The 11,920-nt window shown below is 57.3% G+C and carries 13 protein-coding genes and 1 pseudogene; 8 read left to right on the forward strand and 6 right to left on the reverse strand.

What is annotated here, in order from left to right; all coding sequences use genetic code 11:
- From IPM21_09880 to uvrB, 4 genes and pseudogenes are all read right to left on the reverse strand, one after another.
- Positions 1 to 1,482, reverse strand: coding sequence for an FAD-binding oxidoreductase (locus tag IPM21_09880; protein MBK9164206.1), 1,482 nt, complete (start codon positions 1,480 to 1,482; stop codon positions 1 to 3).
- 82 nt (positions 1,483 to 1,564) lie between these two features.
- Positions 1,565 to 2,080 carry a DUF2254 domain-containing protein gene (locus IPM21_09885; GenBank protein ID MBK9164207.1) on the reverse strand — a complete coding sequence of 172 codons (516 nt, stop codon included), beginning with the start codon at positions 2,078 to 2,080 and terminating at the stop codon, positions 1,565 to 1,567.
- On the reverse strand, positions 2,049 to 2,921 hold the full coding sequence (locus tag IPM21_09890) for a DUF2254 domain-containing protein (protein MBK9164208.1): 873 nt from the start codon (positions 2,919 to 2,921) through the stop codon (positions 2,049 to 2,051). Before IPM21_09890 ends, IPM21_09885 begins: the two co-directional genes overlap by 32 nt.
- Before the next feature lie 88 nt (positions 2,922 to 3,009).
- Positions 3,010 to 5,039, reverse strand: a pseudogene (uvrB, locus tag IPM21_09895) (excinuclease ABC subunit UvrB).
- Between the two features lie 1,593 nt (positions 5,040 to 6,632).
- On the opposite strand from uvrB, the gene IPM21_09900 reads away from it, so the two are divergent.
- The 7 genes from IPM21_09900 (at position 6,633) to IPM21_09930 (ending at position 10,139) form a co-directional block, all read left to right on the forward strand.
- The gene (locus IPM21_09900; protein ID MBK9164209.1) at positions 6,633 to 6,866 is read left to right on the forward strand and encodes a CSLREA domain-containing protein; all 234 of its coding nucleotides are present in this window, start codon (positions 6,633 to 6,635) and stop codon (positions 6,864 to 6,866) included.
- A gap of 128 nt (positions 6,867 to 6,994) precedes the next feature.
- Entirely contained in the window at positions 6,995 to 7,294 is a 300-nt protein-coding gene (locus tag IPM21_09905) for a right-handed parallel beta-helix repeat-containing protein (GenBank protein MBK9164210.1), read from the forward strand.
- Between the two features lie 12 nt (positions 7,295 to 7,306).
- On the forward strand, positions 7,307 to 8,026 hold the full coding sequence (locus IPM21_09910) for a carboxypeptidase regulatory-like domain-containing protein (GenBank protein MBK9164211.1): 720 nt from the start codon (positions 7,307 to 7,309) through the stop codon (positions 8,024 to 8,026).
- 247 nt (positions 8,027 to 8,273) lie between these two features.
- Entirely contained in the window at positions 8,274 to 9,179 is a 906-nt protein-coding gene (locus IPM21_09915) for a phosphoribosylaminoimidazolesuccinocarboxamide synthase (protein ID MBK9164212.1), read from the forward strand.
- A 40-nt stretch (positions 9,180 to 9,219) separates the two neighbouring features.
- Entirely contained in the window at positions 9,220 to 9,492 is a 273-nt protein-coding gene (locus IPM21_09920; protein ID MBK9164213.1) for a helix-turn-helix domain-containing protein, read from the forward strand.
- 93 nt (positions 9,493 to 9,585) lie between these two features.
- Positions 9,586 to 9,831, forward strand: coding sequence for a hypothetical protein (locus IPM21_09925; GenBank protein ID MBK9164214.1), 246 nt, complete (start codon positions 9,586 to 9,588; stop codon positions 9,829 to 9,831).
- A gap of 17 nt (positions 9,832 to 9,848) precedes the next feature.
- On the forward strand, positions 9,849 to 10,139 hold the full coding sequence (locus IPM21_09930; GenBank protein ID MBK9164215.1) for a hypothetical protein: 291 nt from the start codon (positions 9,849 to 9,851) through the stop codon (positions 10,137 to 10,139).
- A gap of 14 nt (positions 10,140 to 10,153) precedes the next feature.
- Here IPM21_09930 and IPM21_09935 read toward each other — a convergent pair whose 3' ends face one another.
- The gene (locus IPM21_09935; protein ID MBK9164216.1) at positions 10,154 to 10,717 is read right to left on the reverse strand and encodes an MOSC domain-containing protein; all 564 of its coding nucleotides are present in this window, start codon (positions 10,715 to 10,717) and stop codon (positions 10,154 to 10,156) included.
- A gap of 136 nt (positions 10,718 to 10,853) precedes the next feature.
- Positions 10,854 to 11,033 carry an MOSC N-terminal beta barrel domain-containing protein gene (locus IPM21_09940; GenBank protein ID MBK9164217.1) on the reverse strand — a complete coding sequence of 60 codons (180 nt, stop codon included), beginning with the start codon at positions 11,031 to 11,033 and terminating at the stop codon, positions 10,854 to 10,856.
- A 551-nt stretch (positions 11,034 to 11,584) separates the two neighbouring features.
- Here IPM21_09940 and IPM21_09945 point away from each other — a divergent pair.
- Entirely contained in the window at positions 11,585 to 11,902 is a 318-nt protein-coding gene (locus tag IPM21_09945) for a co-chaperone GroES (protein ID MBK9164218.1), read from the forward strand.
- Positions 11,903 to 11,920: the final 18 nt, after the last annotated feature.

Raw genomic sequence — 11,920 nt, forward strand, 5'->3', positions numbered from 1 at the left:
TTAAAGCCGATAGTCCATACCAAACATGTTCCCGGGGCCCAAGATTCCCTTCGGGTCGAACGCCTTCTTAAGCTCGGCCATTTCATTCAGGTACCGCTCGCCCATCACGACGTAAAGATACTTCGACTTCAGCTTCCCGATGCCGTGCTCGGCCGACACGCAGCCGCCGAGCATTATCGATTGGGCGACAAAACGGCCGTAAATGTGCCGCGAACGCGTCGCCTCTTCGTCCGTTTTCGGCAGCAGGTTCGCGTGCAGATGGCAATCGCCGATGTGGCCGAAAATTACGTAGTCGATGCCGCTCGCATCGAGCATTTCCTTCTGATACTTAAGAAAACCGGGAAAGTTCTCGTCCGGCACGGCCATGTCGGTCCCGATCTTTTTCTGCCTATTTCGGACGACGCGTTCATTTACCGCCACCGGCAGCGCATGGCGAAAGGCCCGCATCTTCTCGCGGTCGGCGTCGGTGGTCGTAAACCACGAGCGGTCGATGTCCGCACCGTGCCGCTCGAGCATCGCATTCCACGCCTCAAAGAGTGCATCCCCCGTCTCGGCAGTCGTCTCCTGCTCGAAATAAACGGCTCCCGCCATCGCCTCCGGCGTCTCCGGAAACTTCTCGCGGATAAAGTTCAAAGCTCGGTCATCAAAATACTCAACCAAACTTGCAGAAGCCTGCTCGTCAGAAAGGGCGTTCCCTCTGCTCGCCGCTTTCACCTCATCAACAAACCCCAGCAGATCGCCGTGCCGCTCAAAGAAAACGACACCCGAAAAAAAGCCTTCGGGCTTTGCAACGAGCCGTAGCTCGATCTCGGTGATCACCCCGAGCGTCCCCTCGCTTCCTATAAAGAGGTCGATCGCATCGAGCGGCGTTTCGTTGAAATATCCGCTGACGTTCTTTCGCACATTCGGCCGTTTATACGTCGGGACCTTTGCCGTGATAATACGTCCGCTTTCGGTCGCGAGTGTAACGACACCGTCACCATTCGAGAACACCTCGCCGCGACGCAATCGCAAAACATCGCCATCGGCAAGCACGACCGTCAAGCCGATAACAAATTCCCGCGTCGCTCCGTACTTAAAGCTCCTCGCACCCGACGCATTCGTCGCGACCGTCCCGCCGATCTGGCAGCTCCATTCGGTCGGGTCCGGCGGATAAAAAAGCCCTTCAGCCTCGGCTGCTTTCATAAGATCAGCCAAAAGAACGCCGGGCTCGACGACAGCCGTCATTGCAGCTTTATCGATGGTCTTGATCTTATTGAGCCGCTCGAGCGAAATGACATAGCCGCCAAACGGCACCGCACCGCCGACCGTGCCGGTCCGAGCGGCCGAGATCGTGACCGTCGCTCCCGCTTCGCTCGCCTCGCGAAGCACGGCGGCAACTTCATCCGCCGTCTCGGGAATGATAAGCCGCTCCGCGTGCCCGCCGGGCATGTTGCTCGCATCGGTCAGATAATTTTGCAGGTCTTCAACCTGCGTCTTCACTTGCATACCTAAGTTTGCCTACCGGCCCTTTAACCTTCTGCGTCTCTCAGTGCATCGGCTTAACAACCATTTACCTTCCAAATTACGCCAAAGCGTCTTCGCCAGTCTCTAAGACAGCCGCTAATAAACCGGCACGTACGTGGTCTATCCGCTTCTTTACTCGTTGCCTCTCGTCCTCGGTCTCCAGCGTCATTTCGGCATATTCCGCGGTCAGCATTAATTGGCTTATAAGTGCAGAACGGCGTGACCGCGAGCCAGTTCGCTCGGCCACAAGCTCGATCGCAGACGCAAGCTTCAAAAAGACTGCCGAATTGCCCTTGCCGCTCATGCGGATCTGGTCAAAGGCCGTTCCGAGAAAATCGGCAAACCCCGGGGCGTTCACAATGATCAAATGCTTGCCATCCGCAACCCTGGCCCTGTCCGGGAATTTCTTTGATGCGAGTTCGCCCATCAATTCCCCGAGGTTCTCGATGCAATTGACGGCGGTCGTCGTATCGTTGATGCCCGGTGACAAAGCCTTAAGCGCAATATCAACAAGTTGACGAAGCCCGAACCCAACATCCTGCTCAATGGTCGATCTCTCGCGACCACAAAAGATCGTTGAGTTCTTCTATTTTATCGTCACCAAACTCTTTGTCATCCAGCGGCAATACCGAAACGATCCGCGAGCCCGTGCCGACAAACGAACCAACCCCTACTTCCATCCGAACAACACAGGCGTTGTCGGCCGCAAACTCGGCCATATCGTCAATGTCAACCAGCTTAACGTATCCCGATCGCGACGATGGCACCTTTATCCAATCACGCTCAACGTCATCCAATTTATCATCTATCTCGTCATCATCTTCGGCCGCCGGCTTGCCGAGATCATCGGGAAACAGAGTACGGATGCTCTTCTTTGTCTCATCGACTATCTCGCCGATAATATTGCTGATCTGGAGCGAGGCAGAGATGTGGTGAATAAAAAAGATCAGAACGACGATGCCGCCGATCGCCAGAACCAGCCCCGTAACGACCGCGATCGAAGGAACGAATTTCTCCTCGTCGCCGCTTCTGATCGTTCGCAAAACAACTAGGCAATACGCGAAAATGGAGACAAAATATCCCAAGACGAATTGGTTCGCCCTGTCGCGAAGAAAGTTGCGAAAGATACGCGGGGTGAACTGCCCGGAAGCCTGATTTACCGCATTAAGCGTAAGTGAAAAAACAAGAGCAGCCACCGTCAGCATCGACGACGCAATGGCCGTCAGCATTCCCCGCGACCCATCAACACCAACGCCAAACAAAAGCGGATAACGCGAGGTCCAATCGTTGCCGATCGTTGAATCGACCTCGACCAGCACCAGTGCCAAGACGATCGACGCGGCGATCATCAAACCGGGGACAAACCACAGCGACGCCCTAAGCTCGATCCAAAAACTGATTAATCGATTGGTCATACTTGCCGCAACGGGCGTCCTTCTATCGTATCAAACATCCCGTCTTTTTTTGTACGACCTCGGCTCCTAGTTCGACCCGAAACGCGTCCTACCGAACAACAAGTTCCCTTTCCCGAAGGTACTTTAGCTTGTCCCGAATCTCGGCGGCGCGTTCAAATTTCATCTCCTTCGCCGCGGCCCGCATATCGGCCTCTAGTTGGGTGATGGTCTCTTTAAGCTGCTTTGGCGAATATTCCTCGATCCCTTCAAGGTCGAGCGGGACCTTAAAGTAATCCGCCTCATAGGCCGTTACAAGCGTCGCCTCGATCGGCTTGACGATGGTCGTCGGCGTTATGCCGTGCTCGGAGTTGTAGGCTTCCTGAATCGCCCGCCGCCGATTGGTTTCGCTGATGGCGTAGTCCATCGACTTGGTTATCTTATCGGCGTAGAGGATCGCCCGGCCGCCGGAGTTTCTAGCCGCCCGGCCGATGGTCTGTATCAGCGATCGCTCCGAACGCAGGAAGCCCTCTTTGTCCGCGTCGAGTATCGCGACCAGCGAGACCTCGGGCAGGTCGAGCCCCTCGCGGAGCAAGTTGATGCCGACCAATACGTCAAACTCGCCGCGCCTCAGATCGCGGAGTATCTTGATGCGGTCGAGCGTTTCGATGTCGCTGTGCAGGTACGAAACCTTCACGCCAACCTCGGCAAAATATTCGCTCAGGTTCTCGGCCATCCGCTTCGTCAGTGTCGTTACAAGAACGCGTTCGTTCCGCTCCGCCCGCACGCGGCACTCCTCAAGCAGGTCGTCGATCTGCCCTTTGACCGGCCGGACCTCGACGACCGGGTCGAGCAAGCCCGTCGGCCGGATGATCTGCTCGATCACCTCGCCCTCGGTCTGCTCAAGCTCGAACGGCCCCGGCGTTGCCGAAACGTAGATCGTCTGCCCGCGGCGTTCTTCAAATTCCCCAAAGTTCAGCGGACGGTTGTCGCGCGCCGAGGGCAGCCGGAAGCCGTACTCGACAAGTGTCCCTTTTCGCGACTGGTCGCCCTTGAACATCGCCCCAAGCTGCGGAATCGTCTGGTGCGATTCGTCGATAACCATCAGCGCATCTTTCGGCAAATAGTCGAGCAAGGTCGGCGGCGGCTCGCCGGGCTTTTTGCCGGTCAGGTGCCGCGAATAATTTTCGATGCCGCGGCAAAAGCCCATTTCCTTGATCATCTCAAGGTCATACATCGTCCGCTGATGGAGCCGCTGTGCCTCGACGATCTTGCCCACCTCGACCAGCACCTTTTCATGCTCGTCGAGCTCCGCCCGGATGGTCTTCGCCGCCCGCTTGATGGTGTCCTTTGACATCACATAGTGCGTCTTTGGGTAGATCGGCAGCCGCGATGTGTGTTTGTAAATGACCTCGCCGAGCAGCGGGTCGATGGTCGAGATCGAGTCGATCTCATCACCCCAAGAACTCGATCCTGTACGCCTGGTCCTGATAGCTCGGATAGACCTCGACTACATCGCCGCGGACTCGAAACGTACCACGGTCAAAGTCGACATTCACCCGTTCATACTGAAGCTCGACCAGCTTTTGCAGAAAGTCCTCGCGACGAAGTTGCTGCCCGGGCTCGATGAACATCAGCATCCCGAAATAAGCGTCCGGATCGCCAAGGCCGTAAATGCACGAGACCGACGCGACGACAATAACGTCCCGCCGCTCAAAGAGCGCACGTGTCGCCGATAGCCGCAGCCGGTCGATCCTCATCGTTTATCGTCGCCTCTTTTTCAAGGTAAAGATCGGCCGCCGGCACGTATGCCTCGGGCTGATAATAGTCGTAATACGAAACGAAATACTCGACCGCGTTCTCCGGAAAAAAGCCTTTGAACTCCTGATAAAGCTGCGCCGCCAGCGTTTTGTTATGGGCCAGCACGAGCGTCGGCCGCTGCGTCTGCTGGATCAGATTCGCGATCGTGAAGGTCTTGCCCGAGCCCGTTATACCAAGCAGAACCTGATCTTTTGCTCCGCCATTTATACCCTCAACCAACTGCCGGATCGCCTCCGGCTGATCGCCCTTCGGCGTGTTTTCACTATGAGACGAAATTGCATTTCTTAGATGATACCGAATTCGGGCCCCGATGAAAAGCATTCACAACCTGAGAACTTAAAGTTATACTAAGGATGATGAATTCTATGCTCAAAAGCATGGGGGTTTCTTCCGGGCGGTTTTTTTCTCCGGGGGGGGGAAGGATTCAAAAAGGGGGGGGGGTCTCCGCTTTTTCCTTTGCGGCTTTTTTTTTTAACTGTCGCGGCGGGCGGAAAGCGTTGACCGGGCCTGTCGCGGTCTTCGCTTTTCGTTTCCCCGGCGGGAACGGCGGGGGGGGCGGGGGGGGGACGCGGGCGGGGGTCAACAGGGCAAGAGGTTGCCGGGGCAAAGAAGGGTGCCTCGTTTGCTCTCGGGCCCGGGGCCTGGGCACACCTCGACGGGAATACGGCGCTCGCGGCGCCGGGGCGCGCCCCGCGACGGAAACGGCGCCGCCGCCCTTTTTAAAAGTTTGTCGTTGCTCGTTTTGATAGAGCAGGCCGCGATGCACCTACCTATTCTTGGCTCTCCGTTCAAGTCTTTTGCATATCCGCCTGGCGGGGGGGTAATAGGGGGGGGGGGGGTTGGGGGCGGGGGGCCCGGGGGTTTTGGGGGTGGGTGGTTTTTTTTGGGGGGGGGCTTGGGGCCGTGGTTTTTTGGGGGGGGGGGGGTTTTTTGGGGGGGTGGGCGGGGGGGGGGGGGGGGGGGGGGGCGGGGGGGGGCTCCGGGGGGGGGGGGGGGGGCCTCGGCCCGGGGCCTTCCGGGGGGGGGCCGGGGCCCTTTTTCCCGGGGCCCCCCGGGCGGGTCGCTTGGCCCCCCCCTTTTTGGCGGCGGGGGGGGCCCGGCGGGCCTTTTGGCCCCCCCGGGGGCGGGGGCCCCCCCCCGCGGGGGGGTTTTTGGCGGGGGGTTTGGTGGCGGCTTTTTCCCGGGGCGGGGGCCCTTCGGGCGGGGCTTTTGTTTCGGCGGTTGGCCCGGGCGGGGTTTTTTGGGCGGCGGGGGGCCCCCCGGGCTTGCTTCGGGGGGGGTGTTGTCCTTTCGGGGGGAATTTCGCGGCGGGCTTTTTTTCCGGGGGGGGCGGGCCGGGTTTTTTTTTTCGGCCCCGGGGGGGGGGGGGCCCCGCCCCCCCTTTTGGCGGGGGGGGCGGCCGCGGGGCGGCCTCCTGGGGGCCCACGGGGGCCGCTTCGTTCGCGGGTGGCGGGCCGTTCGGCGGGGGGGGCGTTTTTGGGGGTCCCTGGGGGGGGCCGGCCCCGGGTTTTGGGGGGGGCGGCCCCCCGGGGGGGGCCCCTCCGGGGGGGCCCGCCCCCCCTGGGGGGCGTTTGGGGGGCCCCGGCGGGGGGGGGTTCCCGCCCCGGGGGGGCGGCCCCCCGGGGGGGGGCCTCCTTGGGGCCGCCCCCTCCGGCCCCCGGGCCCTTTCGGGGTTTTTCCCTTTTTCGTTCTTCCGGCCGGGGGGGCCTTTTTCGTCCCGCCCGGGGGCGGGGGGGGTTCCGCGGTCCCCCCCCCGCGGCGGGGGGGAACTTTTTCGGGGGGGGTTTTTGGGGGCCCTTTTTTTGGGGGCGGGGGGGGGGGGGCCTATTTTTTTTGGGGTCCGGGGGGTTTCCGTTTTTTTGTGGCCCCGCCCCCGCGGCGGTCCCGGGGGTCCGGCCTCTTAGTTAAATGAAAATGCGTATCTATCATTTCAGCAAACTTCTGTTACTGTTTCTCGGCCTTTTTTTCGCCCTTTCGTCCGACGTGAGCGGGACAATACTACGGGTTACGACCCTCGAAGATACTGACGATGGTGTTTGCGATGCACACTGCAGCCTCCGCGAGGCGGTCAATACGGCATCGAACGATGACACCGTCATCTTTGACCAAGCCTGCGTGGAGGGACGATTCACCTTACGAATACTTTAACTTAAAGAACAGGTTTTGACCATCGACGGCCCGAACCGCAGGCGGATCACGCTTAAGGGAACAAATCCTTTCGCATTTTTCATATAGGCGGCACCAGTAGCATTTTCACAAGCGTGTCTATCGATGGTTTGATCATTCGTGATGGTGCTGATCCAGGCGGTCGCGGCGGCGGTATCTACCTGGACTCCTTCGCAACCTTATTTCTTACTGACTGCGTGATCACCAACAACCACGCCGCCTTTGGCGGCGGTATCCGTTCGTTTCTTGGCTTTCTACGCATCAAAGACTGCACTATCGCAAACAATACGAGCGACGGCCCGGGCGGCGGGGCCGGCATCGAAGCCCGAATGGATGGCGGAAACATGGAAATAGTTAACAGCACGATAACCGGCAATGTCGCAATGGACGGACGGGCGGGATCAAGCTAACCGTCAGGAAGTATGCGCCTTTTAAATAGCACAGTAGTCGATAATCATCCGTTCGGCACCGGCAACGCTCGTGTCGGCGGTATTTATACCGAGGGCTCAACGATATCTCTAACCGGAATTTACAACTCGATCATTGCCCGCAACACCGGCGAGATACCAGACCTCAGGCTTGGTGCGGGCGACTACAACTTGATCGGGATCGGAACCGGTTCTTCATGCGAGAACGGAGGTTGCCCTTACAGCAAGGTTGGGACACCCCAAGACCCCCTCGACCCCATGCTCGGACCATTGACCGACAACGGTCGCGGACTTCCGATCTTTTCGCCACTGACAACTAGCCCGGCAATTAACGCGGGGTTCAGCGTTTTTAGTCAACCGTATTTTTTTTCGGATTTTTCGACCGACCAGCGTGGTTTTACCCGGATCGCAAACAAGGTCATCGACCTCGGTTCGGTCGAGTTTGGCGCGACGCCGGTTCCGAAACTCTCCGAAGTTCGCGGGCGTGTCGTTTCCGCGACCGGACGTGGAGTTTCCGGCGCCCGTCTTATCCTGACCGATGACAAAGGAGAGTCAAGGTACGCAATGACAAATTCCTCCGGCTACTATCGCTTCGACGGGATCGCTCCGGATGTGACGGTAACCGTTGAGGTCGCGGGAAAGCGGCATCGATCTTCGCCGCAAACTCTTTTCGTCGAAGAGGAGCGTGAATACCTCGACTTCAGAGTGGACTGACGAAATAAAAATTGATTCTCGCGAAACAAAACCCCATCACCTTACTTAGGATTACCTTTCCTCAATCGCTGTACCAATAAACCGTTGCGTTTTCGCTCGCACCGCGACCTCTATTCGCGGCGACGCCGATAAATCGGCTCCAACGCTACCCGCTCCCGCTTGCCTAAGTCCAGGACTAGCAGCTCTCCGCTTTACCTCGCGTGCGATAGTTATATGGTAAGGCTTTGTGCCTCCTGCGCGTCTTCACATGGCCTTAGCAACTACTCTTTCTGATTCTACTTTCACGGGGCTGCCGCTTCTGCATAAGGGCAAGGTCCGCGATGTTTACGACGCCGGCGACGACATGCTCCTGCTTGTTGCGACCGACCGCCTTTCGGCATTCGACTGCGTGCTGCCGACGCCGATCAAGTATAAGGGTGCGGTCCTGACCGCTCTTTCGTCCTTCTGGTTTGAGCGGCTCAAGCACATCGTCCCGAACCATCTGATCACCGCCGAGCTCGACGAAATGCCCGAGGACATCCGCAACCACGAGGTGCTCCGTGGCCGCTCGATGCTCGTCCGTCGGACGAAGGTCTTTCCGGTCGAGTGCGTCGTTCGCGGCTACCTTGAAGGCTCGGGCTGGAAGGACTACCTGGTCGATGGAACCGTCTGCGGCCGCAAGCTTCCACCCGGCCTTAAGCATTGTGACAAACTCCTCTCGCCGATCTTTACTCCGGCTACCAAGGCCGCGACCGGCCACGACGAGAACATCACGCAGGTCGAGTTCATGCAGGCCGTTGGGCACGACACCGCCGCCGAGTTGAAGTCGATCTCGAAACAGCTTTACACCGAAGCGAGCGAGTACGCCCTCGGCCGCGGCATCATCATCGCCGATACCAAGTTCGAATTTGGCGAAGACAAGGACGGAAACATACTCCTAATCGACGAAGTTCTGACACCGGATTCCTCCCGATTTTGGGATGCCGCCAAATATGAATCCGGCCACAAGCAGCCCTCGTTTGACAAACAGTTCGTTCGCGAATATCTTGAAACCCTCGATTGGAACAAACAGCCCCCCGCACCGCCGCTTCCCTTTGAAGTGGCCGAGGCTACGTCCGAACGATACCTGAAGGCATACGAACTCTTGACCGGCGAGAAGCTCAAGGTCGATTGATCTCGTACCGCCTGCCTCTATCACGAACGTGCGCGCATTAATGGAAAACCTGATCGACGAATTGCTCGACGGCCGCATTCTGCTCAATGAAGCGGTCGCCGAGTTCGAGAAGATCTATATCGAAAAAGCGCTCGTGCGAAACGACGAGCACCTCTCGAACACCGCCGAGGCTCTCGGCATCCACCGCAACACGCTTTCGAAGCGCGTCGCCGAATACAAGGCCGCGCCGAAGCCAAAACCGCTCAAAGCAAAAACAAAAAAGCCCCGCTGCAAAACGCCCGCGAAGCCCGTTCCAAAAACAAGAATAAGCTAGGCTCAGGTCTCTGCGAAAGCGGTCGTGAGCCGATCTATTGAGATGTTCCGCGTAATTGATCGGAATTGATTCTTTTGTCTTGGAGAGCTTTTTATGCCCGAACCAATTGCTATAGAAAACCTAATGTTCTACGATCCGGACCTCGAAAGTTACGCCGCCGCCTTTCGGGCGGAGCACGGTTCAAGAGGTAAGACCCACTCGGTCGCCACGACAACTGACCTCATCGACGCCGTGAAGCAATACACAAAGGTGCGTTACCTTGAGGTTGTGATGCATGGTTCGCCCGGAATGATCTGGTTCAAGACCGGCGGCCAGATGGTGCCCGTTATCTCGGCGTAATAATCAATGATTCGAAGATGCTTTCGATAAATGCTCGTATACTATTCCTCGGATGCAACATCGCAGACGGTCCCGCCGGAGACACTTTTCTTGTTGAGATCGGGAAGGCGATGTTCCCGGGAACCGGTGGCACGGTCGGCGGGACCAACTCGATAAACGTGGTCATCGGCGGCACGACCACAAGGATGAATCCCTTGCGCTTCTTCGACACCAAATTGAAAGTTCGGCGATTCGATGCGGATGGGAAAATGATTGCCGGAGAGGACGTGGGCTATTGGGGCGATCGGACAACAGTAAATGTTCGTTGATCGCTATTTGCCATCTAGGCTCTCGTTTCGAGAACCTCCAGCTTATCGCCAACCCTGATCACAACCCCCGGGTTCTCGGGGATTAGATTCTCACCAAAGAGGACGTAGTTGGGTTCCATACCAAGCTCTTCTAGCTTGTCGGGAAAAACGTCCTTCGCCATCCGGAAGCTTGCCAGGGTCCGGAGCGGTTCCTTGCCGGCAAATTCACCGCGGTCGGGGTCGACCGTCGTGATCGCACACCGGGCACAGGGTTTCACCACGCGGAAAATGGCCTCGCCAACCCTGATCCTCGCCCAGCTATCTTCTTCAAACGGCTCGGTGCCGCTAACGACAAGGTTCGGCCGGAATCGCCGCATCTCGAGCGGAACGCGGTCGGCCTCGTTCGTACTATTCGCCGCGATCCGCCGGTTCAGCTCCGCAAGCGAACCCTCGCCGATCAGCAGCAACGGATAACCGTCCGCAAAGCTGACCAGATCATCCCCGCGATCAAACCGCTCGCTGACGTGCCGCTCCGTGGATTCGGGCATCAAAACAAGCTGACAGTTCCGCCCGAGCACCTCACTGAACCACTCATTCACTTGCGTCGGATAAACCAAAGCACGACATTCAGAATTCCATATTTGCACCGACATGGACTTCACAGTGTCCTTCTTGGTTCCATCAGCGACGAACAAAGGCTCTGTTTCCGGCGCGCCAACGACTATTCCGGTGTCACTAACATCTACCGAAATCAGCCATTTTTGGCACTTCCCGCTGCGTCAGGAACATCCCCTCGCGGTCCGTCAGCATCCACCGCCGGTCATGTCGCAACCCGCGTTTCTCAACCAACGCCTCGGAAAGTGCGTTCCCGCGAAGCGATTTGATCGGATAAATGTTTATCTTGGAAATTTTCATTGCCACACTACCTATTGCGTTGTTCTTTTGAAAAAACTATCTACTCGCTGCAGACTTAAGGATTTTCGGCATAAATCTATTTACCCAACCGAGAAAACAAAGAAATTGCCCAAAGCGGGCCAAACAGAATGAAATAAAGTGCAAACCCTGCGAGCAAGATCGCTACGATTCCTTGCCAACATCGAAAAGAAACAACTCCCAATACAATTGCCGCAAGTGCGCCGAAAAAGGACGTAGTTGCAAGCACCTGCGCGAAATTCGCGTTTTGGAATACAAACACCGTCTTCAGATAAAGCACGAGGAGAACAGAAAAGCTCGCTAGGCCCAAAGCAGTCGATCCAATTCGATACCGTATGTTCTCGGTTTTATTTGATAGCCGCACACTCATATTTTCTTACATCAGCATTAAGTTCGAAAGTTACCTCTTGACAAGTTTAACCGCGTTTTGTAAATTAGCACTCACGGATACCGAGTGCTAAAGACCATCTCTCTGGCCTGGGGTCCAAGTCATTTTAATACCAATAGGTACATTTCAAAAGGAGTACACGATTATGGCAACAACCATCAAACCACTTCATGACCGCGTGATATTGCGTCGGATAGAAGACAACGTTAACCAGACGGCAGGCGGGCTCTTCATCCCGGACTCTGCTAAAGAAAAGCCGCAGGAAGGCGAGGTCATCGCCGCCGGCGAAGGCAAATATAAAGAGGACGGAACACGTCAGCAGCTTGATGTTAAAGCAGGTGACCGCGTTCTTTTCGGCAAGTACAGCGGCAGCGAGATCAAGCTCGATGGCGAGGAATTCCTCATCATGCGCGAAGACGAGATCCTCGGCATCATTTCAAGGGCCGGCGAAGCCGCTAAATAGTTGCGAGAGTTACAGAGT

The organism is Acidobacteriota bacterium (genome assembly GCA_016716435.1).
In the GTDB taxonomy this organism is placed as follows: Bacteria; Acidobacteriota; Blastocatellia; order Pyrinomonadales; family Pyrinomonadaceae; genus OLB17.